A 23,008-nucleotide genomic window follows, 5' to 3' on the forward strand; every position below is an offset into this window, starting at 1 on the left:
TAGGCCCCTTTCTTGTAGGAGCGTTCTATGGAAATGGTCAATCTCAAAACCGGCACCGACAGTTACCAGGATGAAAGTGGCGAGACTAAAACCCGCGACGAATATCCGTGGGGGCTGTGCATCACCCTGAATAACGACACGCTGAACAAGCTTAATGCTCAGCCGCAAAACGTCGGGACGGAAGTGATGATTACTGCCAAAGCGGTGATCAAAGGCATTTCTGCCCGTGAAGGTGATGATGGCACTTTCCGCAGCGCGGATCTGCAGATTACCGATATGGCGCTGGCGCCTGTTTCGGGTGAGGCGCCGAAGACGGCCGCACAAACTCTTTACGGTGAAGGGGGCGAATAATGGCCTCAGTTATTGAGATCTGCAACCGCGCGCTGAGTAATATCGGCAACAACAGGAGCATTAACAGCCTGACGGAAGCCAGCAAGGAGGCCGGGCAGTGCTCTCTTTATTACGAGTCGATTCGTGATGCTGTCCTGGCCGATTTTGACTGGAATTTTGCGACCAAGACTATCGCGCTGGCTGACACCAACAACCCGCCGCAGGACTGGGATTATGCGTATACCTATCCCACTGACTGCCTCCGTATTATTGAGATCCCGCTGCCTGGCGTACGGTATCCGACAGCTGCTATGCGCGTGCAGTATGTGGTCGGCGCGGATAGCGCCGGCACGGGGCGACTGATTTACACCGATCTGCCGCAGGCCTGGCTTCGGTATGTTGCCCGCATCACCGACGTGAACATGTTCGACTCCATCTTTCAGGAGGCTCTATCCTGGCGCCTGGCCGCAGCTATTAACATGGTTCTCACGGGTAATGCCGACCTCGGCAATAACGCCCTGAGCAAGTATAGCCAGATCATCCTCAGTGCTGGCTCTCATAGCATGAACGAATCGCAGGAGCCGCAGTTGCCGGACGATCCGTTTACCGTCGCGAGGATGTGCTGATGGCTGTTAGCTGGATACAACCGAGCTTTTCTGGTGGCGAGATTGCACCATCATTGTATGGCCGCATCGATATGGCTAAATACCAGGTGGCGCTGCGCAAGTGCGATAACTTTATCGTCCGGCAGTATGGCGGGGTAGAGAACCGACCCGGCACACAGTTCATCGCCGCGGCGAAATACCCGGATCGCAAATGCCGCCTTATCCCTTTCCAGTTTTCGACGGTGCAGACCTATGCGCTGGAGTTTGGCCACAATTACATGCGCGTCATCAAAGACGGCGGCCTGGTGCTGACCACCGGCGATGTAATTTACGAACTGGCAACGCCGTATGCCGATAGTGACGTTTTCGGCCTGAAGTTCACGCAAAGCGCCGACGTAATGACGATCGTGCATCCTTCCTACCCGCCTAAAGAGCTGCGCCGTTACGCGCATGACAACTGGCAGATCGTTGACGTTCAGACTACCAACGGCCCGTTTGAAGATATCAACGTCGACGAATCAGTAACCGTTTATGCCAGCGCTACCACCGGGACAATTACCCTTACTGCGAGCTCGGCCATATTCGGGGCTGAGCAAGTCGGAAAGCTGTTCTATCTCGAGCAGCCGGCGGTCGATTCTGTTCCCGTCTGGGAGACCAGCAAAGATACAAGCATTGACGATATTCGCCGCGCGGACAGTAACTATTATCGTGCCAATACTGCAGGCAAAACCGGAACGCTGAGGCCCTCACATACAGAGGGTATGTCCTGGGATGGCTGGGGCGGTACCGGCGATGATGATACCGGCGTGCAATGGGAGTATCTGCATAGCGGGTTCGGCATTGTAAGGATCACTGCCGTCGCCGGGGACGGGCTTACTGCAACCGCAGATGTTGTTTCGCGAGTGCCGGAAAATGCGGTGGGCGTCGACAAGGCCAGCTATAAGTGGGCGCGGTACGCCTGGAACAGTGTGGATGGCTACCCGGCGACGGTGGTCTATTACCAGCAGCGGCTGTACTTTGCTGCATCTCCTGCATACCCGCAAACAATCTGGGCCAGCCGCACCGGTGACTATAAAGACTTCGGCAAAAATAACCCAATCCAGGATGATGACCGGATTGTTTATACCTATGCCGGGCGGCAGGTTAACGAGATCCGCCACCTTATCGATGTTGGATCGCTGGTTGTTCTGACTTCCGGCGGTGAGTTTGTTGTGACCGGCGACCAGAATAAGGTGCTTACGCCGTCGGCGTTCTCCCTGAGTTCTCAGGGCTCAAATGGCAGCAGCGATGTGCCGCCTATCGCCGTTTCTAATATCGCGCTCTTTATCCAGGAAAAGGGTAGCGTGGTGCGAGATCTGGCCTACTCGTTTGATGTGGACGGCTTCCAGGGTAATGACCTGACTATCCTCGCCAATCACCTTTTCCAGAAACGCAGCATTGTCGACTGGGCATTTTGTATTGTCCCGTTCTCCAGCGCGTTTTGCGTGCGTGACGACGGCAAATTGCTGGTGCTGACCTATCTGCGTGATCAGCAGGTTTTCGCCTGGTCTCCGCAATCCAGCGCCGGGAAGTATGAAAGCACGTGCGGCATCAGCGAAGGTAGCGAAGACGCGATCTATTTCGTGGTTAACCGCACCATCAACGGCCAGACGAAACGCTACATCGAGCGGCTAGCGAGCCGCCAGTTTACCGATGACCTTGACGCTTTCTTTGTCGATAGTGGACTGACTTATGACGGACGCAATACCGGCAGCCGGGCGGCAACTATCAGCGGCGGCAGCGGCGACTGGAGTTATCAGGTTCCGTATACCCTGACGATGAGCGGCAGCAGCTATTTCACTGCAGGTGATGTTGGCGCGCAGATCCAGTTTCCCTACACCGGCAGCGACCCGGACGATGGCAGCGATGTAGCCATGCAGCTGCGTTGCGACATCATTTCGGTCGAAAGCGGTAACTCGGTGACCATGACGGCAAACCGGAATATTCCTCCTGTCCTGCGCAACACCGCCACCACTAACTGGTATATGGCCCGGCAGGTATTCGCAGGCCTCGATCACCTCGAAGGGCAGACCGTCAATATCCTGTCGGATGCCAGCGTGGAACCGCAGAAGGTTGTTACCGGCGGCACTGTTACGCTGGAAAATCCCGGCGCCGTGGTCCACATCGGCCTGCCGATTAACGCCCAGTTTGAAACCTTGGACATCAATATTAACGGTAAGGAGACGCTGCTCGATAAGAAACAGCTTATCAATACCGTAACGTTAGTGGTGAACGCCAGCCGCGGAATCTGGGCATCAACGCCCGGTGGCCAGTGGTACGAATACCCTCAGCGCGAATTTGAGTTTTACGACGATCCGGTTGACGACGCCACAGGTAAAGTCGAGGTCAAACTCGACAGCAACTGGGATAAAAACGGTCGGGTAAAAATCCGTCAGACAGACCCGCTGCCCCTCTCTGTGCTGGCGGTGATCCCCCGTATTACCGTGGGAGGTTTTTGATGATTAACGCTCAGATAGTCCCGGCCACCGCGGCGCACATCGCTGAAATTATCCCCCGCGTTCGCCTGGCCGACATCGAAGAGTTTGCCGCCACCAATGGCTGGAGTGCTGCCCGCGTCCTGGAGTGCGGTTTACGTACATCAACATTCTGTTGCGCCGGGCTGATCAATGGCCGGGTGGTAACTGTCTTCGGCGTTGCGCCTAAATCTATGATTGGCGGCGCCGGCCTACCATGGCTTGTTGGTACGGATGATCTGGAAAAATACCAGCGTACTTTCCTGCGCCGCTGCGGAAAGGTGGTCAGTGCAATGCTGATCGCTTATCCGCATCTTGAAAACTATGTTGATGCTCGCAACCACGTCGCCAAAGCGTGGCTCCACTGGCTTGGCTTTACCCTGGAAGACCCGGCGCCGTACGGCGTGCAGGGGCTACCGTTTCACCGTTTCCACATGGAGAGAAAGTGATATGTGCGATCCAGTAATTGCTGGCGGCGCCGTGCTTGCCCTGAGTGGCGTCCAGGCGCTTAGCCAGTACCAGAACGGCAAATATGCCTCAGCAGTAGCGCAACAAAATGCAAATGTCGCAGAAGCTCAGGCGCAGGATTCAATCAATCGTGGAAACAGCCAGGCAGAAGAGGTGCGCCGCCGCAACCGGCAGGCAGCCGGGACACAGGCGGCGACCATGGGAGCGACCGGCGCGGATCTTTCCTCTGGCAACGCTCTGGACATTTTCGGCGATACTGCCCAGTTCGGCACGCTGGATGCTCTGACGACGGTTAATAACGCTCAGCGTGAGGCTTACGGTTATCAGGTGCAGGCGGCCAACTATCAGGCAGAGGCCAGTTCAGCACGTAAGCAGGGAAATATCGGTGCGGCAACAACGTTACTCACGGCACCGCTGAAAGCGTATGGCGCATACCAGGCATTCGGCGGTACCTGGAGCCCATTCACGCAGAGTAAAGCTGCACCAATCTCTGCTGCCGTCGGCACACCAACCGGTCGATAAGGAGATAATTATGCCAGTTGTACCAACCGTCACCGGTCGCCAGGTTGAAAGCCGCGGCGTGCAGACCGGAGGATTTCAGGCCGTCGCTCAGCCAAATATCAGCGATGCGCTGGTGAATGTGGGTAGCCAGGTGCTTGACGTATTCGGCCAGGCTAAACAGCGCGCCGATGTGGCAATGTCGCAGGATGCATCCCTGCAACTGACGCAGACAGCCAGCGACCTGATGACCAACCCGCAGAATGGCCTGCTTAACCTGCAGGGTAAAAATGCCCTCGGCAAGGGGCAGGAGTATACGCAGCTGTTTGACGCAAAAGCGCAGGAGCTGGCGATGCAGTTGCCGGAGTCTGCCCGCCAGGGTTTCCTGCAGCAGGTGCAGCAGCAGCGCATTCAGTTTACATCGCAGGCCGGTCGACATGAGATCGGCCAGCTTAATGCCTACGAAGAAGGGCAGTTCCAGGCAACGCTGACCACCGGCGCTAAAACAGCGGCGTCGATGTACGGCGATAATGGAAGCTATGTTCTGGCTAACCAGCAGGCGTTTCAGCAAATAGAAAGCTTCGGTGCAGCGCATGGCTGGAGTGACGAGCAGATACAAGCCAAAAAGGTAGAATTTAAAGAGAAGGTCGCAGATGGCGCGCTTTCTCAGTGGTCAGCAAATAACGCGATCGGATTCATTCAGAGCAACGGTGAGCTGAGCGATACGGTCGCCGGTTCACGGCGGGCTACTGTTAACCCTTATGGTGGTGAGCCATCATCTACGAAAGGAATGGTTACCCAGGGGAACATTAACTTATTCAACCGACCATCTGTAAAAAACGAAGATGGTACTATCAGCACGGTAAGAACTATTTCCATAGGCACAGATGCTGGTGAAGTCCTGATACCAACGGTCAGTGATGACGGTAAATTACTTTCAGATGATGAAGCAATCGCGCTATATGAAAAAACAGGAAAGCACCTTGGAATATTTGATAATCCTGATGATGCGACTGCATATGCAGAAAAGTTGCACGAGCAGCAAGATCAGTATTATGTGAAAGGTGATAGCAGCGATGCCAGGGGTATCCGCAACAATAACCCAGGTAACCTCGAAGCGAGTTCATCAAATCCATGGGTAGGCCAAACGGGTAGTGATGGCCGGTTTGCAAAATTCGAGACTCCGGAACATGGGATCCGCGCGCTGGGCCGCAACCTCATATCCTACCAGCGACAGGGGATTGATACCATTGGCGAGATCATTAACCGCTGGGCGCCGCCGTCTGACAATAACGACACGGCCGCATACATCAAAGCGGTTTGCGCGCAGCTCGGCGTCACTGCTAACCAGCCGCTTGATGCATCAAACCCTGATACGCTGCAGGCTCTCTGTGCCGCCATCATTAAACATGAAAATGGCACGCAACCATATAGCCCTGACCAGCTATCAACCGGCGTCAGCGCCGCGCTTGGCCTCTCTCAGTTGCCAAGCAGCAATAAACGTTACACGGGAAATGCGGCATTCGATGCTGCGTCTCCGGAAGCACAGGCGACTTTCCTGCGCCAGGCTGACCAGATCCGCCGGCAGCAGCAGGCTGAGTACAGAACCGCGATCGATGGACAGGTACGAGACGCGACCGCGGCTTACATGCGCGGCGTTGAGTTTCCAAACCCGCCTGGCGAAGCTGATTTTATGGCTGCCTACGGCGTACGGGAGGGAAACCAGCGATACACTGAGTTCAAAAATACGCAGATCGCCGGGCAGTACATTGGCTCATTCCGCAACATGCCGACCAGCAGCATCACCGCCTACGTCAAACAACTTGAGCCGACGCCGGAACAGACCGGGGAAGGGTATGCGTCGCGAGCCGCGCTTTATGACAATGTTGTTACTGCGGCGAATCAGGTAATTAAACAGCGCCAGGCTGATCCTGTGCAATTCTCCCTGGCCTCCGGGCAGGCCAAGCCTATTGATATGACCAATCAAAATAACTTTGGTCAGAGCATTGCGCTGCGCGCATCTCAGGCTGCTGAGATGGCAAAATCATACGGTACACCGTTAACTTTCTTTTCTAAAGAAGAGGCCAACCAAATCGGAACATTTTTCCGCGATGCCCCAGTGTCACAACAGTCTGCGTATCTCGACACCATCAGGCAGAGCACCGGCGGCGGTAAGCCGTACATGGCAGCACTTCAGCAAATCAGCGCGAATGCGCCGTCTGCTGCTGTTGCCGGAATTCTTATGGACAAGCCTGGCGGCGTGGTTGCTGAGAAAAACTGGTTCAATCCTGACGTGTCTGTGTCGCCCTCTACCGCATCGCAAACCATTCTGGCTGGTGCCGCAGCACGCAAAGGATCGAAAGAAGCCAAAGGCATTACCATGCCGAAAGAAAACGATATGCGGCTCGAGTTCAGCAATACCGTTAAAGATGCATTTGCCGGTGACGCACAGGGCGCATCTATGGCGTATGACGTTGCGAAAGACTACTACGCCGGAGTAATGGCGCAGAAGGGCGATCTCTCTGGCGAGCTGGATTCTGACGTCTGGGAGCAGGCGATAAACGTCGCTACTGGCGGCGTGCATGACTATAACGGCATGGGTAATGTCCTCCTGCCGTGGGGCATGTCTTCTGAGCAGTTCGATAAAGAGGTTAATCAGGCATGGGAAACGCAGGTTACCGGTGCTGGCGTTAAGGCTCCGCCTGGGCAGTACGGCCTGCAAAGCTACGGCGACAGCCAGTATCTCGTGAAACTTGGTACCGGATACCTTCTGAAACAGGACGGAACACCGGTTGTTATCGATCTCACGCAGCATCGTCAGCGCTTCTCTGGAGATATCCCTCAATGAGTTACTTCGGGCTTAACTCGGCAAACCAGAATCAACAGCTGGATGATGCGGCGTCGAATCCTGCTGGCTTCAACAGTGATATTGGCTTCTTCGATAATGCAGTCGGCGCTGGCCTGTCTGGCCTCTATTCTGGTCTGGTGGCTAAACCAGACCAGTTACTCTGGGCTGGCATGGACAAGCTGGTTTCACCTATCGCTAAATTCGTAAACGAAAACACCTCAGTAAACGATACGTCTGCGGAATACATTGCCGAGCAAAGAAAACTGGCACAGCAGCAAGTTAAGCGCCTGACACCAGACGCGGCCACTACAGGGACTGCTGGGCAGGTTCTGCATGGGCTGTTCGATATGGGTGGGCAGGCTGTAGTTGGTTCACTACTTGCTGGCCCTGCCGGCGGTGCGGCGGCAGTGACATCCCTGCAGGGGTTTTCAGAGTATGAGCGACTTACTGCGCAGGGTGTAGATTTCAGGACGGCACAGGAAGCAGGGCTGGTGCAGGGCATCACTGCTGGTGCAGGAACCCTAATACCAATGAGCCTTGGTCTGCGTGCTGGTGGCGCACTGGCTGAAGGTGTCGGCGCTCAGTTATCACGATCGGCGCTTGGAAATGCCGCTGGTGCCGTTGCGCGCGCTGCGCCTGATATCGCTTATGCGGCAGGTACCAACGTCGCATTTGGTATGGCTATGCGCGGCAGCACAGCATCCATCCTGCGAGATAATGGCTATGAGGATATGGCCTCTCAGTATGACGTGTTCGATAAGCAGGCGATGGCGATCGATGCCGTTCTCGGCCTGGCATTCGGCGGTGTTGGCCGGTTCGTAAACTCGCGTGGTGAAAATGTTCGCCCACCTGATTTTATGCCTGCCGACGTCGATGCAGCGCTGGCAGCCAATGCTGCTCATCATGCTGAGTTTGATATCGCTCCAGGCATCCCGGTTAATGTGCTGTCACGCGATGCGCATGCTCAGGCACTACGGCAGGCAATGCAGGATGTCAGCGCAGGCCGATCGGTTGATGTGGCGAGTATTGTTGATCCAGCGGCGTTCACCAGCATACCGACGCGGCGCAGCATTATATCGCAGGCACTGGATGAGATGCTTTCTCAGGCAGATGAGGGCGCAACCGCCAGAGCTCTTGAAATGCGGACGCTTGAGGATCAGGCTGCGCAAATTCTTCCGCGTGGCGACCGCAAGGTTTATCAGTCTGAAATAGCCAACAGCGAACGCATTATCACCAACCTCACTGAGCAGCGTAATCAGATACTGGCAGAGCAGCCGGCTGGCAGCGGCAAAACGCTGTCCCGTGCTCGCGCAGACAAGCAGGCAAGACTGAGGGATGTAGACCAGCGGATCAGCGAAGCACAGGGGAGGCTGGAATTCTCTCGTAACGCACTGGCTCCGCATGAGCCTGGTGGCGAATTCTTCGAGGCAAGGGCAGAGATCGCCCGCAGGCAGCAAGCAGAGGCAGAGCTTGATGCTCAGGCTCTTTCATTTTTCCGCACGGCAGAAGTGCGCTCCGCCGATGAAGTCGCACCGCTGGAGCCTAACGCGGCTCTCCGGGACATAGAAACCACGCCATCGCCAAGAACGGCAGAGAATCAGCAGGACATTGATGTGATGGCTGCTGAAGAGTCACTGGCATTATCGCCAGATATGATGATCACCGTTCTTGATGATGACGGCAATCCACAGTCCAGAAGCGCGCGTGAGGTGCTTGATGATGCTGCACGTGAAAATGAGCAGGCAGTGCGGGACTCCAGACTTTTTGATGTCGCTGTTGCGTGTTTCTTAAGAGGATAAATTATGCGTCAGGAATGTATTAACGCCGTGCAGCAGGCCGCAAGCCGCCGACTCACGCAGCAGGAAATCAAGAATATTGAAGACCGTATTTACCGGAACATGCGGCAACTGGCCCGCAATGATCCGGCTTCGTGGCGGGCGATGACTGACGCCGAACGGCTGCGCCGAGCCGGGCAGTTAGCAGCGAACGAACTCACTAACGAAGCTGCGCTGAAGAAGCGCCGCGTGGCACTCACCATCGCAGCAAGGCAGCGGCTCGACGCCTTCATAAAGACCTACCAGGGGAAAGACGGCAAGCTTGAGGCGCTTAACCGGACCATCGCCTTTCACGCTGACGGGAAATCAAATTTCCTGTCGGTAGAATCACGCGGCAAAGCCACACGCGACTATGCACTAAGCCAGATTCAGGAAGCATTTGAAGCGGTAGACCCGAGATTCTTCCACCTGTTTGAGGACGAGGCCAGCGTGCGCGATCTGGTTTACGAGATGCGCGGGCAGGACACTGGCAACGTCAGGGCTAAGAAGGGCGCAAAAGCATGGGCTGGCGTTACTGAACTGCTGCGCCAGCGCTTCAATGACGCTGGTGGTGATATCGGCTACCTGGAAAATTGGGGCATCCCTCAGCACCACTCAATGGAGAAAGTCGGCAGGGTTCCGCAGGATAAGTGGGTTAGCGACGTCATCGGCAAACTGGATCGCAAGTACTACATCAAAGATGACGGACAGTTGATGAGCGATGCTGAGTTGACAACCTTCCTGGGCGAGGCATACAACACCATAGCCACCGGCGGGCTGAACAAATTAAGCGATACTGGCATGCGCATTTCCGGCGCGCGCTCTAATCGCGGTAATGCATCCCGTCAGATCCACTTCAAAGACGCAGACTCCTACCTTGAGTATCAGCGAGAATATGGCGATCGCTCTCTGTGGGAAGTAATGGTCGGGCACCTTGAAGGTATCAGCAAAGATATCGCGCTGGTTGAAACATACGGCCCGAACCCCGATCACGTTTTCCGCTCTATCCTGGACGAGATTACGGCTGAACAGGCCACTGCCAACCCTGAGCGTACTGGCAGGATTAAGCGCCTGGCCAACAGTACCGAGAACCTTTACAACTTTATCGCCGGGAAGACGCAGCCGATCGCTAATCCGCACATCGCACGATGGTCGGACAACATCCGAAACTGGATGGTGGCGAGCCGACTTGGTTCCGCGCTGCTGGCTTCATTCTCTGACCTGGGCACGATGTATATGTCGGCGAAGGTAGCGAACATCCCGATGAACCGACTATTTATGAACCAGCTTGAGGCCATGAACCCGGCGAACCGCACGGAGCTTGCCCGCGCCCGTCGCGCTGGGCTGGCTATGGAATCGTTGCTCGGCAGCGTTAACCGCTGGGCGATGGACAATATGGGACCGTCGGTTTCCCGCTGGGCGGCAACGGCGGTAATGCGCGCCAGCGGCCTGACAGCATGGACCGATGCTCACAAGCGTGCCTACGGCGTGACGATGATGGGCAGCCTTGGCGAAGTGGTCAGCCGGGCGCCGGATCTGAGAAGCCTTGATGACAGCGATTTCCGCATACTGAAGAGCAAGGGCATTACTGAGCAGGACTTCAGCGTATGGAAACTGGCGCAACAGGAAGACTGGGGTAACGGAAACACTACGATGCTCACGCCGGAAAGTATTATGCGGATCCCTGATGCTGCTGTTATGCACTTAGGACTGCCGGAGCGAGTCAGGTTTGAGGCCATGCGCCGGCTGTTGGCAGCAGTATCTGAAGAAGTCGACATGGCAGTCATTACGCCTGGCGCGCGTGAGCAGCTGCTTACCGGTGGCGGGTTGCAGCGCGGCACATGGAAAGGTGAGTTAACCCGCTCGGTTTTCCTGTTTAAATCGTTCCCGATATCTGTTGTTTTGCGGCACTGGACGCGTGCAATGGGGATGCCTTCCGCTGGTGGCCGGGCTGCCTATATCGCCGCATTCCTCGCCAGCACCACGATGCTGGGCGCGCTGTCTCAGCAACTTAACGACCTGGCATCCGGGCGTAACCCACGGGAGATGACCGGAAAAGATGCTGGTAAATTCTGGCTCGGTGCACTACTGAAAGGTGGTGGCCTTGGCCTGTATGGTGATTTTCTTCTTTCTGACCATACCCGTTATGGCGGCGGTGCGCTGGCTTCAATGCTGGGGCCTGTGGCCGGACTGGTTGATGACGTGGTTAAGCTGGCTCAGGGTATCCCGCTTAATGCCGTTGAAGGAAAGCCGGAGCAGACAGGTGGTGATCTGGTTAAACTCGGCAAGGGGCTTATCCCCGGTGCCAACCTATGGTATGCAAAAGCAGCTCTTGACCATATGATATTTAATCAGCTGCAGGAATACTTCTCGCCTGGCTATCTGCGCAAGATGGAGCAGCGTTCGAAGAAAGAATTCAATCAAACATACTGGTGGCGACCGCAGGACGTAACGCCGGAATAAGGGGAGGGGAGCTTGTTTTTAATTGTTTTGTCTGTGATAGTTTCTTGTGGGTTGTTATTCGCTGACTGATACAAATATTTTCTTAGCCCCCCAGCGCAGGCTATCTGCTGGTTTATTTTTGTTATGCAGGGAATAATTCTTGTGGCGAGCCTTATTCAAGGTAAGCCTCTAATTTTTTCTGAATAAATAGGTGACTACATGCAAGCTATTGGCTTTATCGTTTACATAGTGGTGGGGCTTTTTCAGTTGGCGGCAATTATGGCTGGGCTGGAATCATGGTGGGGTTTGCACTGGATAATAGCTGCGCCAATTGCATTCATCATTAGCTACATACCACTGGTTGGGTCTATCGTGGGAATGGTAGGAGCTATGGATGTTTGGCGATGGGAGTGGTGGCAGGCTGGGCTTCTTTTCTTTGGTGGCCTGGTTTTTGCTATTGTCTGCGGAGGAATGTCTTCGTTCTTCGAATGGCTATCTTTCAGGAGAAGAGCGTGACATGTCACAAAGGCCGCGATAGCGGCCTTATTTATCACTGACCGCCGGGGCGAGAATCAGCAGAACGCCCGCCGCAACGTGAGCCGTCAGCAGCAGTATCACTATCATGCTGGCAGTTACCAGCAAAAGCCTGTGTAGCAGAACCCAGAGACATCAGAACAAACAGGACAGCGATTACTTTTTTCATTTTCACTTACCGTGTGTAGACCACTTAATGTGGCGATGGGATTGTAGAATTATGTTCGGTTTTTATCCATAAAATCTTCATGGTCTGGTAAGTTGCCGTTATCTCAGATGCTGCCGCAACTGCATTGTGCAGAAGTCCAAGTGTGTTTGCAGCTCCCGCATCGACAACTGCGAGCTCGTCACATAGTTAACCAGTGCCACCAGTTCCGCCGCCGCACCGCTGACATCGTGGCCGTCTCGCTCCATCTCCCTGAGCAACTCCATCAGCTGTGATTTTACAACCAGGGATCTGACCCCTTCCGGGGTGTGAATACGATCCGCAAAACCTTCGTCGACAGGATACTGGTATCGCTCTGGCATTAGGAATACTCCTATAAACACTGTATATATATACATATATCAAAAGGTAACAAAGTTTTCCAGAGCTCTTTTGTTTACCTTAATGGTAATGTTTTTGCTCGTTTCGATATGTTTTATTCATATATGGTTTGATGGGTAATAGAATGATCTCCAGTGTGGCGCGCCGGGCGCTGCGATATCCGGAGATTTCATATGACGGTCTCAACCGAAGTCGACCATAACGACTACACAGGGAACGGCGTTACCACATCTTTCCCGTACACGTTCCGTATCTTCAAGAAGTCAGATCTCACCGTCCAGGTTGCCGACCTTAACGAAAATATTACGGTGCTGACTCTGAATACCGATTACTCCGTTACCGGGGCGGGTACCTATTCTGGCGGGAATGTTGTGCTGATGTCACCGCTGGCCAACGGATGGCAGATTTCTATCTCACGTGATCTGCCAGTTACCCAGGAGACTGACCTCCGTAACCAGGGGAAGTTCTTCGCAGAGGTGCATGAGGATGCGTTCGACAAGCTGACCATGCTTATCCAGCAGTGCTTCAGCTTTCTCCGCCTGGCCCTGCGTAAGCCATCATTCATCGCGAACTATTACGACGCACTCAACAACCGCATTCGTAACCTGCGTGACCCGTCACAGGCACAGGACGCGGCGACGAAGAACTATGTTGATGGTCAGATCATTGACAATACGAACGCCTGGAAGGAAGGAGACATAGTTCTTGACCAGAAAATAGATGCAAATTTTCGCAGAACAGTCAGGGTGCCAGAAAATGATGTGGATTTGGTCCCCGCTATAGCAGCCAGGAAAGACTCGCTATTTGGGTGGAATAGCTCAGGAAAACCGGTGCCAATCTTCTCCATGACTGAAACTGCAGATTTGGCGATAAAACTAGCATCAAATCAGGCTGGGCTTGGCGCTTCGTTGGTCGGTTTGTCTCCGGCGGGAAAAGTGCAGGATGCCATTAATTACATAACGCCGCAAATGTATGGAGCTATATCAGGAAGTAGTACGGTTGATAATACAGTTGCAATGCAAGCAGCAATTAATGCTGCGAGCGGCAAGGTTCTAGATCTGCGTGGCGGGCCATGGCGTGTATCTGCAACGCTCGATTTTACCAATTTACGCGGGATAATTACTGACTATACAGGAAGGATTTTGGTAAACCCTGTTGGGTTCTCCGCTCTTCATTCGCGTAAATTTGCAGTAACATTTGGAAACCCTGATACTCCTTTTGGGGCTAATCGGTGTAAACATTTCACATGCATAGGATACCTTTTAGTTGAGTCAGATAATCGTGATGCTGAGCTTAGCGGAATCTATATTAAAGGCTCACTTATGAGTTTCGGGAGTATTCGCACTACTAGGTTTAATGGTCACGGACTGCGAGCCGATGCGTGGTGGGATACCTCGGTTGCATCCATTTCTTACGAATTATGTGGAAATACATCTTTATACGCACTGGACTTAAACCCGTATGGAGATACTTCTAACTGTTTATTTATAGGTAGAATTCAAGTTGAAAAGGCGTATCACAAACAGATGAACATTAATATTATTAGGTCAGTGATAGGGTCAATACACTCTGAGCGACTAAAAATATTAACGTTGGATGACGGCACTACAGGATTACCGTCTGGTTTAAAATATCAAAACACAAATATAAATATAACCAATACTACAATTGGTCAAATGATTTTAGATGCTGCGGAAGATGCTGGAGCAGGAACGGTTAGCGTGACGCCTTCCGTAAGATTAAATTTATATGAGAGCGAGGTAAGCAGCTTTTATCTGGCGACAAGTGTTGTTTCAAGTACGTTCGGACAAAACGGGGTTATTAAATCGTCTTCGTTCTATAAATATTACAACCCATCGTATTCCGTAACGATGATCGGTTGCCGGGTCACAAGAACAGCAGGAGATGGTTTAGCAGTAGTCGGCGGCTCGGGATTTTTAGCCCTTAATTGCACCTTTGATACTTTCACGCCGGACTATAACTCCTCTGGAGTAACGTTACAAAAATGTACCGTAAATGCTAACTATAACTCGACAAACACGGCGGTGTCAGGGGTCGTATTTGATCAGACTACGTTTAACGGAAACGTAAGTGGAACTGGCCCGACCGAAGTGTCTAAACCTACTGAATTCAGGTCCTGCAATATTCTTGGCACCTTTTCCGGAGCATTTCAACACAGGGCAATCATTAAAGGGGGATATATTAATGCAGTATCTCTTGTATCAAGAGCCTACGCTGAGTTTGAATCAGTTAAAGGTGGATCGTTTACGTACACAGGAGACCGGGCTTTTGTGACTCGCGGATGTAGTTTTACAACTGTTATCCTCTGGGCGCCGCCAACATTTGGAGCCTACATGGTGGGACAAAGGACTCAAAGGATAGGCGCTATGCCATCAGGAACGGGAGTTGAGTATGTTAATACTACTGATGCAGGCGCTACTTTTTTTGCAATTTCTACTATTCCATAAGGTAAATATATGGAGATCATAGGCTACGAGGGCTTTTATTTAGTTAAAAGCAAAGGTGATTATATTGGTGGGCAATATGATTCAGAATTGTCAGCATCATATGCCATTGAAAAGCTTGACGCTCGCTTAGCTGAGGAGTTGTGGTCAAAGAAAGTATCTGGCCAAAATGAATCAATAAAAAAACATATATCGGTAGAAGATATTGATAGTTATTTACTAGAGGCATATATAACATTATTAGCGAAAGATAAATCAAATAGTCCTCTATAAATAGAGCCCCCCTTGAGTGGGGCTTTTTATTCATGGTGTTTCTATCGCTCTCATAAAATTACCATTTATCCATATGTGGATTGTTGTGTATGATGATCTTACCAACTTCAGGAGGTTCATCATGCATAGTAAACGGTGGTCACCATGCCAGGAACGCTAACCGCTGATACAGTAAATCAGGGGCTTAGCTACGGTGCTCTGGCGGCAGTCGTCGCTGGAGTTCCGCCAGAAGTGGCGCTGGGCTCACTCGCGGGGGCGGTAATATTTGTCACCTCAGCGGTTGAATATCCTATCCGGCGCCGCGTTCTTTTGTCCCTTCTCAGCTTTCTCTGCGGTCTTCTCTTCTACAAGCCAACAGCATCAGTCCTTATCGGGCTGGCCAGCATGATCCCGACAATCACGCAGGACTCTTTTGAGCGCGGAATTGTATATTCCGCAGGCGCTTTCGTTGCGTCCATTGTCGCCGTTCGGGTTGGCATCTGGCTGTATCACCGCTCTGATAATCCACGCGATTTAATCCCGGGAGGAAAAGACGATGACAGGCCATGATCTGCTGCTTATCGCCAACGCCATCATATGCGCAGGTATTGCGCTACGGGTGATGTTCTTTCAGCGCAACGGATCGCGGCACCGTCGGTGGGGAGGATGGATTGCCTATTTCCTGATTGTATCGGCGGCCAGCATTCCAGTACGGGCGGCGTATTCATTCTTCTACCACTTCCCCATGGCCGCAGATCTGTCTGAGGTCGTCATTAATGCAGTGATGCTTGCCGCTGTGCTGAAAACTCGCGGCAACGTCGTGCAAATCTTCAAGATATCGAGGTCGTAACATGGATATTAACCAGTTTCAGAAAGCAGCTGGCATCAGCCAGGTACTGGCTACACGCTGGCATCCACACATCGTGGCAGCCATGAAAGAGTTTGGCATCAGCAAGCCTGATGATCAGGCGATGTTCATTGCCCAGGCCGGGCATGAAAGCGGCGGTTTCAGCCGCCTGGTAGAAAGCTTTAACTACAGCATTGCCGGTCTTGCTGGCTTTGTTCGCGCCGGGCGACTGACTCAGGACCAGGCGAACACACTCGGCCGCCGCCAGGGTGAACCGTCATTGCCGCTGGTGCGCCAGCGCGCTATCGCCAATCTGGTGTACAGCAAACGCATGGGGAATAACGGACCTGGTGACGGTTATAACTTCCGCGGGCGCGGACTTATCCAGATCACTGGCCTGACGAATTACCGCGACTGCGGCAATGGGTTAAAGGTCGATCTGGTAACGCAGCCAGAGCTGCTGGCGCAGGACAGTTATGCAGCGCGCAGCGCGGCGTGGTTCTTCGCAACAAAGGGTTGTCTCAAATATACCGGCGACCTGGCGCGCGTGACCCAGATTATCAACGGCGGCCAGAATGGTATTGACGATCGCCGTGTGCGGTATCTGACTGCTAAAAAGGCGCTTGTGTCATGATCACCGCCATCGTGAAAGCGTACTGGAAACAGCTGTTTATTGTCGCGATGCTTGCTGCTCTGGTGGCCGGCGGCGTTGTCGCCTGGAATGTTTACGGTGGCAGGCAGTACGACGCCGGCTATGCGCAGGCAAAGGCAGACCGCAAAGCAGAAGATGAGAAAGCCCGTCAACACGACGAACAGGAGAAAGCAACCAATGAACGTGAAGCCCAGCAGAGGATCGACCAGGCGCGCAATGATGCTCTTGACGCTGCCGCTCGCGCTGGCCGGCTGCAGCAGCAGCTCGTTGCCATCCGTGAGCAGCTCAGGCAGTATAACGCCACTGTCGGCGCTGGGACGTCAGCCGCAGACACCGGAATTTTGCTCACCGACGTGCTCGAAAAATCTCTCGAACGAAACCGACAGCTGGCAGAATACGCTGACCGGGCAGCAGAAGCCGGAAGGGTATGCGAAAGGCAGTACGATCAACTGACGAAACAGGGTACTGTATCCCGGTGACGGTATATAAAACGGTACGCAGAATTTATAGTTTCATAAACTTGTTTTCAGTCAATTAGTTACAATCGCTGTAAATAATTGAGTGGGAATAAAATTTATTCTTTGCGGTAATTGAATAAAAATAATGCCATTAATGATTTCTTACCTCATTAATGGCATTTTTTATGGAGTGTGAAAAGGTATGGGCTAGCGCTACAAGGTGATAAGCGTACGTTTTCGCCGATGGTTTGTGAACGATAACGGATTTCAATATTAGGGGATGATCTGCTGCGCAAAGGAATTAATCGCTCCCTCATCACTAATATAAGATGGATAAATCGTCGCGAGGTGCTTCTTCATGGGGAAAACGCTCTTTCCTCCCGGTGCAATCATCCCTCCGTTGGCAACCACTGTTTTCCCTTCTTTATCCTCGGTGATATTCGCCAGGGAGACAAAGTACGGGGTAGGATTTGAACCTTCAATTCCACCATTGACCTTTTTCCAGATGATTGACTTTCCTGCCTGATTGGCGCTGCCGGCTAATCCCTGCGGGCGGTAAAAAATTTTAATTCTTGAACGAACCGCCATTTTTAGCTGGTTTTTATTGTCTTTTTTCGTCGCCGGAATTTCCAGCACGTTTAGCCAGAATAAGGATTCTTTATCACCGGGCAGCTTTTCTCCCGTATATATCATGCGCAGCGTCTGGCCTTTACCGCCGTTGATGCGGTTAATAGGAGGAGTAATCGTAAAGGGCGCTTTGGCCGTCTCCGGCGTGGCATTAGGGTCCCCGGCGTCAATCCAGACCTGTGCGAGAGCCGGCTTATCTCCAACATTATCAATTTTTACCGTTACTTCACGCTCTTTTTCCGGATAGACGAAGCGGGTTCCGGTGATGACAATATCGGCTAAAGCAGAACTTATCCCGCAAAAAGCGAAGATGATTATCATGATATGACTGTAAATTATTTTTCGAGGCATAATATATTTCTCCCTTATAAACTATAGCGTGCAGACCAATGCTAAATCGTAAGGTTATCCTTCATTGTTACGCTTTATCGTGCCTCAGTTTTAATGGGTAAAATTTAAAAAAGAAATTTTACCCACCATATTAAAAAAGAGACGAATATGACTTTACTTTCCTGAAACCACCGTCACAAATAGGTAATAGTAAAAATGACGGAACCATTAGCTGGCCCTGCCGTGACGTTGGTATCAGACTGAACATAGCGAGCTTTTAGCGGGATGGTATAGGTGGCGTTATCTTGTTGTGTAAGATTGGTCAGGTTAAAGCCGCCGGAACCATCCAGCGGTATGCTGCCGGATATATTTCTTTGTGATAATTCAATGCCGACCCCGGTGGCTGCATTGGCTCCAGAATCCAGTTTGGCCAGTGAAGGGTTGCCTTCAATGACGCCGTTAGCGCTTTTAAAGGTAATAGAGACAACGTTTTCGGCATTGGAACCGGTAAGTTTGTCCGTGTTTTCAGTATAGGTGTAATTGCCATAACCATAGAATGGTGGGCATCCCTGCAGTACGATATCAAAATCCTTCCACTCGGTAACCGTTCCCGGGCTGGTAAAATCACCAACCGCATGGTTGTCAAGATTCACATCAATATTGGACGTTGCCAGCTGACAGGTTTTGGTGTGGATCATTGTTGAACCCACGAAATTCAAATTGACAAAAACATTGTTTACAATGAAAGGGGAGTTTGAACCAGAGGTAATCTGAAATGTTGGAAAGGATGAACCATCAACCTGCTGAGTACCTCCTGCAATAGGACCGGTCTTGATAAGTTCTACGGTTACTTTCCAAAATTGGCCCAGACCTTGGGTAAGAGTGCCATAGCTTATACTTTGACTTCTCTCCCAAAGGTGAGGGAAGGAAGTATAATCTACCTCTATCCCGGAAAGATAAAAAATAGCCCCAATACCGGAAACGTTGGTTGGGAATATATCTTTACCACCTGACTTCACTGCCGGCCCCGACGGCGTGGATATAACCTCAGTTTTTGTATATGTGTTCATTGTGTATGGCGCGGATGCAATATCTTCAAGCTCAACGGTACATGCGAATGATGTAGTTCTGCTGGCACTTCGATAGTCCTGGCGATATAAAATTTTACCTACCGGAACGTCTTCACCGGCGGTGGATATTCCGAGACCAACAACGGGGATTGAAATGTTATCGGTATATAACTTTGTGAATTCACAATGAAGAGCCTGGGCCTGAGATGTGAATATGCAGGCCAGACCGAGGCTCAGGTATTTTACCGGCCGGAATTGTGTTTTAAAAAAACGAACGACAGTTAATAACACTTTCATTTAAACCCTCACAAATTACCATCAGTGCATATCATGTTCAACCGGATTCGGGAGAAACGGTAAACGTCCATTGTTAACCAGAGAGGCGTTATCGCCGGTGGCTTGAGTGCTTTCCCTGAAAGTGTAATACTCAACGAATTCACAAAACTTCAGCATCATATGCAAATCTTTTTTATTCGTTAATCTCATCTTCTTCATTAAATTGGTTCTCGACTGATATACCGTTTTTTTGCTTTTACCCAGTGCGAGAAAAATTTCATCCATGCCGTATCCCGAAATTAAAAAAAAGAACAGCTCCTTTTCGGAAAAGCTCAGAGAGGACAGCGGGTTACTCCTTGTTAAGGAGTGCTTTTTCTGCCCGACGCTGTTGATAATATGCAGCAGCGCTTTCTTTATTTTACTGACCGAGCCGCACAGCGGCAGGAAGGGGACCCGGCCAAACTTCATATCGGTTAAGGAAATGAAAACGTAATAATCTGCCCTGATAATTTCTTTGTAAATTTTATACCAGGCACCTCTTAGGTGATAAATGTATTCGGTATCGATAAGTGCCACTCTGAAATGTTCAGGCTTGTTAATAAAAGCAGGGTGATACCCTGAGCGCACCTTCTTATCGCCCGCCGTACATTCCACTATTAACGACTCGAGGGCCTTTTTCAGGTATACATTCTGGGTCAGAACGTTGACTTCGGTGGTCTGTGTAAGGTGATTGATAATCATAATGTCATCCCTGTCGGAAATTAAACGGCCGTACCGCCATGCGCGAATGAACAAGGAACCCAACGCCGTGACAATCAGGTCTGGCAGCGTGGTGCTGGTTTTTCATTTCTTTTTTATTTGCACGTTTCGGTCAACTTTCTGAACCCTGATGGTTTCTCATCGTTGACCCGATAGGTTATCCGGCACTGTTCATTATCCTTGCTGCCCCACTTCACGGTCAGCTGGCCGGCGGCGGCTTCGGTCAGCGCATATATTTGTCCCATCTGCCCAACGTTGCCGACGTTGGCTCCGGATGCATCAAATACTTCCGCGCCGAAAGGTAAGGGCTCGCCTTGCAAATTTTTTGCACTGATAAGCAGCGGGATCCCTTTGCGGGTATTGAAAACAACCTTGCTGACTGCGCCCCAGTGAGGTGCGACCTTCTCGGTGGTATTGCTCAGCTCAACTTCCTGTGACAGCCCTTTCGGGTCAATACTGACCTCGTTCATTTCATACGGTGTCAGGTACGGAATAGCCGCGTGTCCAAAGCGGTCAATTTTCAGCCCCGGATAGCCGCCGACTTTGGCGCCTTTCGCATCCTTCGCCTCGACCACGGCAAAGGTGTCTCCCGTATAAGGCGTGGCCACCACGCCGTTCTGCCAGGCAATCACCGTCCCGCTGGCGGCCAGACTGGTGTTCTGGTAATGCTTGCCGGCGCCATAGCTGGCCGTCAGATGGCTGTAAGGCGTGCGCCATCCGCCGCTCGCGGTCATGCTGCTGCCGGTGCCCTGGTTATAGTTCGCCGCCGTCATCCCGTAGTTATACTGGTTATCCTCCCCGTAGGTGCCGGAAAGGCCCAGCTGTTCACCCATGCGACCGTTGCCGCTTTTGTTCAGACTGGCGGTGAGCATCGGCACATGCTTCTTATCGTATCCACCCAGCGGGGTGGAAATGTTCAGCAGAAAGTTGTTTTCCATTTTTCCGCTGTAGTTTCTGACGCGTCCTGCGCTGAGGTTATAGTTAACCCGGCCGAAGTTATTGCTGTAGCCCATTTGATACTGAATGTCAGACTTACCGTTGTTCCAGTAATCCTGGGTGTACCCGGTGACATACAGCTGTCCCCATCCCGGGCCAAGCCCCTGGTTCATCGTAATATTCAGGCGATTTTTGGGACGCCATATTCCGGAGGCCAGACCGCCGCGTTTTTCTTCATCAATGGCGCGCATTGCGGTCTGGAAGTCGTAATATCCGGACGTGGAGAATCGGTACGCTGCGATAGTCAGGTTACTGTCCGTATCCGGTAAATACTTGCTGTAGCTTACCTGGTAGCTCTGGCCGCTATTCGCAGTCTCGTCTGTAGTTTTCAGGTGTACGCGCGCCTGGGTGACATCGACAGAAAAAGCGCCGATAGCCGTGCTAATAGCCATACCTAGCTGCACCGCATAGTAGGCGGCGCCGCTGCCCTGGATCCCGGTGTATCCGGTCAGGATATTCGACAGGCCGCGCTGATAGGTCGCCTGATACAGCGTTGGGTTAAAGGAAAGGCTGGGATCGTTCAGTCGTCCTGCCACCACATCATAGCGGTGCGCGCCCGGGCGCAGAAGCTGGGTCACCGACGCGTAAGGCACCTGGAAGCTCTGCACGCTGCCGTCGGCTTCCGTGACCTTCACGTCAAGATTGCCGCCGTAACCGGTGGGATACAAATCCTCAATCACGAAAGCTCCGGGCGGTACCGTGGTTTCATAAATGATGCGATCGTTCTGCCGTACGGTTACCCTGGCGTTGGTACGCGCGATACCGCGGATATCAGGCGCATAGCCGCGGCGGGACTGCGGCAGCATCCTGTCGTCGCTGACCAGCTCAACGCCCCGGAAAGGGAGGGTATCAAAGAGCTGCCCCCCGGTGGAGGTTTCGCCAAGCAGCACCCGGCCGAGGATGGATGAGATATCTTTTTGTACGTAATTATTGATGGACTGATACTGGCCGCCGTTGCTTTGCTGCCAGCTGTAGTTACCATCATGGCGGAAATACCAGCCACCAATATTCAGTCCGCCGTTGAGGCCAATATAGGAGGATGTGTAATCCCTTCCGTGTGAGCGGGTGGTGTAAGTGCTGGCGTTATAGCCCAGTAGGGCCGCAGGAATACCGGTATCCCATAATGCCGGGCTGACATAACCGCGAGCCGTGTTACGCAACAGGGCCTGTGGGATTTCGACATCCAGCCGCTGCGTGGAGGAGTCATAGATGATGCTGACCCCGGGTAATAATTCTTCAAGGTTATAGCACGCACGGTTCTCCCGCAGAGCGGTGGTAAAAGAGGCCGGGACCTTATCGAAATTCAGATTGAGATTTTTAATCAGGCCGGCAGTGATACACGGGCGCACTTTTTTATCCGCCTGCTCGGCAAATAAAACCGGGCTCTGAGTGACTGATTCACCGTTAACGAAAATATCCGTTGACCATGTTCCGGGCGTGGCGGAGCCGCCATTTTCAAAGCGCGATAAATCGATTTTTTCTTCACCCGAGGTATTCAGGAAAATGGGGTCAAAAGTAAGATTGTCTTCATTCGCGGGAGACGATGAAAGCGATGTTGCAACGACCTGCCGCGGGGTCATAATTGCAGCCATGACAGCGATGGCAATCAATGAATATCCAAACTGAAGACGCATGACTTTATTTCCTCATGGCTGAAGCGGTAAAAAATATAAAAAG

21 protein-coding genes are annotated in these 23,008 nt (G+C 52.1%); 15 read left to right on the forward strand and 6 right to left on the reverse strand.

Translation table 11 applies throughout. The annotated features are described in order from the left end of the window. The first annotated feature begins 27 nt into the window (after positions 1-27). The 9 genes from gp10 (at position 28) to K2184_RS06355 (ending at position 12,034) form a co-directional block, all read left to right on the forward strand. Positions 28-351, forward strand: a complete 324-nt coding sequence (gene gp10, locus K2184_RS06315) for a capsid staple protein (protein ID WP_053064331.1) — start codon at positions 28-30, stop codon at positions 349-351. Then, positions 351-956 carry a hypothetical protein gene (locus K2184_RS06320; RefSeq protein ID WP_098992381.1) on the forward strand — a complete coding sequence of 202 codons (606 nt, stop codon included), beginning with the start codon at positions 351-353 and terminating at the stop codon, positions 954-956. Before gp10 ends, K2184_RS06320 begins: the two co-directional genes overlap by 1 nt. Then, on the forward strand, positions 956-3,433 hold the full coding sequence (locus tag K2184_RS06325) for a hypothetical protein (protein WP_439237741.1): 2,478 nt from the start codon (positions 956-958) through the stop codon (positions 3,431-3,433). Before K2184_RS06320 ends, K2184_RS06325 begins: the two co-directional genes overlap by 1 nt. Further along, entirely contained in the window at positions 3,433-3,897 is a 465-nt protein-coding gene (locus K2184_RS06330; protein ID WP_053064330.1) for a hypothetical protein, read from the forward strand. The genes K2184_RS06325 and K2184_RS06330 overlap by 1 nt, the downstream gene beginning before the upstream one ends. Before the next feature lies 1 nt (position 3,898). Further along, positions 3,899-4,438 carry a hypothetical protein gene (locus tag K2184_RS06335; RefSeq protein ID WP_219675370.1) on the forward strand — a complete coding sequence of 180 codons (540 nt, stop codon included), beginning with the start codon at positions 3,899-3,901 and terminating at the stop codon, positions 4,436-4,438. 10 nt (positions 4,439-4,448) lie between these two features. Further along, positions 4,449-7,262, forward strand: coding sequence for a hypothetical protein (locus K2184_RS06340; RefSeq protein ID WP_098992378.1), 2,814 nt, complete (start codon positions 4,449-4,451; stop codon positions 7,260-7,262). Then, positions 7,259-9,061, forward strand: a complete 1,803-nt coding sequence (locus K2184_RS06345) for a hypothetical protein (protein ID WP_098992377.1) — start codon at positions 7,259-7,261, stop codon at positions 9,059-9,061. The genes K2184_RS06340 and K2184_RS06345 overlap by 4 nt, the downstream gene beginning before the upstream one ends. A 3-nt stretch (positions 9,062-9,064) precedes the next feature. After that, positions 9,065-11,539, forward strand: coding sequence for a hypothetical protein (locus K2184_RS06350; protein ID WP_098992376.1), 2,475 nt, complete (start codon positions 9,065-9,067; stop codon positions 11,537-11,539). Between the two features lie 198 nt (positions 11,540-11,737). Further along, entirely contained in the window at positions 11,738-12,034 is a 297-nt protein-coding gene (locus K2184_RS06355) for a hypothetical protein (RefSeq protein WP_032422374.1), read from the forward strand. 34 nt (positions 12,035-12,068) lie between these two features. Here K2184_RS06355 and K2184_RS06360 read toward each other — a convergent pair whose 3' ends face one another. Together K2184_RS06360 and K2184_RS06365 are read right to left on the reverse strand one after the other, a co-directional pair. After that, complete coding sequence (locus K2184_RS06360; RefSeq protein ID WP_071787028.1) at positions 12,069-12,221, reverse strand: transmembrane anchored protein; 153 nt, start codon at positions 12,219-12,221, stop codon at positions 12,069-12,071. Between the two features lie 98 nt (positions 12,222-12,319). Further along, complete coding sequence (locus tag K2184_RS06365) at positions 12,320-12,616, reverse strand: hypothetical protein (RefSeq protein ID WP_098992375.1); 297 nt, start codon at positions 12,614-12,616, stop codon at positions 12,320-12,322. Between the two features lie 156 nt (positions 12,617-12,772). On the opposite strand from K2184_RS06365, the gene K2184_RS06370 reads away from it, so the two are divergent. From K2184_RS06370 to K2184_RS06395, 6 genes are all read left to right on the forward strand, one after another. Continuing rightward, positions 12,773-15,067: a hypothetical protein gene (locus tag K2184_RS06370; RefSeq protein WP_439237742.1), complete on the forward strand. Its 2,295-nt coding sequence runs from the start codon at positions 12,773-12,775 to the stop codon at positions 15,065-15,067. Positions 15,068-15,076: 9 nt separating this feature from the next. Beyond that, the gene (locus K2184_RS06375; RefSeq protein WP_439237743.1) at positions 15,077-15,337 is read left to right on the forward strand and encodes a hypothetical protein; all 261 of its coding nucleotides are present in this window, start codon (positions 15,077-15,079) and stop codon (positions 15,335-15,337) included. Between the two features lie 144 nt (positions 15,338-15,481). Further along, entirely contained in the window at positions 15,482-15,886 is a 405-nt protein-coding gene (locus K2184_RS06380; RefSeq protein WP_098992372.1) for a putative holin, read from the forward strand. Then, positions 15,873-16,166, forward strand: coding sequence for a phage holin family protein (locus tag K2184_RS06385; RefSeq protein WP_049090806.1), 294 nt, complete (start codon positions 15,873-15,875; stop codon positions 16,164-16,166). The genes K2184_RS06380 and K2184_RS06385 overlap by 14 nt, the downstream gene beginning before the upstream one ends. 1 nt (position 16,167) lies before the next feature. Next, entirely contained in the window at positions 16,168-16,797 is a 630-nt protein-coding gene (locus K2184_RS06390; RefSeq protein WP_098992371.1) for a glycoside hydrolase family 19 protein, read from the forward strand. Next, on the forward strand, positions 16,794-17,294 hold the full coding sequence (locus tag K2184_RS06395) for a DUF2514 domain-containing protein (protein ID WP_098992370.1): 501 nt from the start codon (positions 16,794-16,796) through the stop codon (positions 17,292-17,294). Before K2184_RS06390 ends, K2184_RS06395 begins: the two co-directional genes overlap by 4 nt. A gap of 252 nt (positions 17,295-17,546) precedes the next feature. Here K2184_RS06395 and K2184_RS06400 read toward each other — a convergent pair whose 3' ends face one another. From K2184_RS06400 to K2184_RS06415, 4 genes are all read right to left on the reverse strand, one after another. Continuing rightward, positions 17,547-18,251 (reverse strand): fimbrial biogenesis chaperone, encoded by a 705-nt coding sequence (locus K2184_RS06400; RefSeq protein ID WP_004104466.1) that lies wholly within the window; start codon positions 18,249-18,251, stop codon positions 17,547-17,549. 173 nt (positions 18,252-18,424) lie between these two features. After that, positions 18,425-19,597 (reverse strand): fimbrial protein, encoded by a 1,173-nt coding sequence (locus K2184_RS06405; protein WP_004104463.1) that lies wholly within the window; start codon positions 19,595-19,597, stop codon positions 18,425-18,427. 21 nt (positions 19,598-19,618) lie between these two features. Further along, the gene (locus tag K2184_RS06410; RefSeq protein ID WP_023321422.1) at positions 19,619-20,317 is read right to left on the reverse strand and encodes a helix-turn-helix transcriptional regulator; all 699 of its coding nucleotides are present in this window, start codon (positions 20,315-20,317) and stop codon (positions 19,619-19,621) included. A 113-nt stretch (positions 20,318-20,430) separates the two neighbouring features. Next, positions 20,431-22,965, reverse strand: a complete 2,535-nt coding sequence (locus tag K2184_RS06415; protein ID WP_023321421.1) for a fimbria/pilus outer membrane usher protein — start codon at positions 22,963-22,965, stop codon at positions 20,431-20,433. Between the last annotated feature and the right edge of the window lie 43 nt (positions 22,966-23,008).

Source organism: Klebsiella sp. K5-306 (assembly GCF_051835185.1).
GTDB classification, from domain to species: Bacteria; Pseudomonadota; Gammaproteobacteria; order Enterobacterales; family Enterobacteriaceae; genus Klebsiella; species Klebsiella oxytoca.

Coding starts and splice junctions, on each gene's coding strand:
- K2184_RS06365 (WP_098992375.1), bottom strand. CDS start 12,616: ATGTATATATATACAGTGTTTATAGGAGTATTCCTAATGCCAGAGCGA.
- K2184_RS06330 (WP_053064330.1), top strand. CDS start 3,433: ATGATTAACGCTCAGATAGTCCCGGCCACCGCGGCGCACATCGCTGAA.
- K2184_RS06335 (WP_219675370.1), top strand. CDS start 3,899: ATGTGCGATCCAGTAATTGCTGGCGGCGCCGTGCTTGCCCTGAGTGGC.
- K2184_RS06415 (WP_023321421.1), bottom strand. CDS start 22,965: ATGCGTCTTCAGTTTGGATATTCATTGATTGCCATCGCTGTCATGGCT.
- K2184_RS06380 (WP_098992372.1), top strand. CDS start 15,482: ATGCCAGGAACGCTAACCGCTGATACAGTAAATCAGGGGCTTAGCTAC.
- K2184_RS06400 (WP_004104466.1), bottom strand. CDS start 18,251: ATGCCTCGAAAAATAATTTACAGTCATATCATGATAATCATCTTCGCT.
- K2184_RS06370 (WP_439237742.1), top strand. CDS start 12,773: ATGACGGTCTCAACCGAAGTCGACCATAACGACTACACAGGGAACGGC.
- K2184_RS06405 (WP_004104463.1), bottom strand. CDS start 19,597: ATGAAAGTGTTATTAACTGTCGTTCGTTTTTTTAAAACACAATTCCGG.
- K2184_RS06350 (WP_098992376.1), top strand. CDS start 9,065: ATGCGTCAGGAATGTATTAACGCCGTGCAGCAGGCCGCAAGCCGCCGA.
- K2184_RS06375 (WP_439237743.1), top strand. CDS start 15,077: ATGGAGATCATAGGCTACGAGGGCTTTTATTTAGTTAAAAGCAAAGGT.
- K2184_RS06395 (WP_098992370.1), top strand. CDS start 16,794: ATGATCACCGCCATCGTGAAAGCGTACTGGAAACAGCTGTTTATTGTC.
- K2184_RS06410 (WP_023321422.1), bottom strand. CDS start 20,317: ATGATTATCAATCACCTTACACAGACCACCGAAGTCAACGTTCTGACC.
- K2184_RS06320 (WP_098992381.1), top strand. CDS start 351: ATGGCCTCAGTTATTGAGATCTGCAACCGCGCGCTGAGTAATATCGGC.
- K2184_RS06340 (WP_098992378.1), top strand. CDS start 4,449: ATGCCAGTTGTACCAACCGTCACCGGTCGCCAGGTTGAAAGCCGCGGC.
- gp10 (WP_053064331.1), top strand. CDS start 28: ATGGAAATGGTCAATCTCAAAACCGGCACCGACAGTTACCAGGATGAA.
- K2184_RS06390 (WP_098992371.1), top strand. CDS start 16,168: ATGGATATTAACCAGTTTCAGAAAGCAGCTGGCATCAGCCAGGTACTG.
- K2184_RS06360 (WP_071787028.1), bottom strand. CDS start 12,221: ATGAAAAAAGTAATCGCTGTCCTGTTTGTTCTGATGTCTCTGGGTTCT.
- K2184_RS06355 (WP_032422374.1), top strand. CDS start 11,738: ATGCAAGCTATTGGCTTTATCGTTTACATAGTGGTGGGGCTTTTTCAG.
- K2184_RS06345 (WP_098992377.1), top strand. CDS start 7,259: ATGAGTTACTTCGGGCTTAACTCGGCAAACCAGAATCAACAGCTGGAT.
- K2184_RS06385 (WP_049090806.1), top strand. CDS start 15,873: ATGACAGGCCATGATCTGCTGCTTATCGCCAACGCCATCATATGCGCA.
- K2184_RS06325 (WP_439237741.1), top strand. CDS start 956: ATGGCTGTTAGCTGGATACAACCGAGCTTTTCTGGTGGCGAGATTGCA.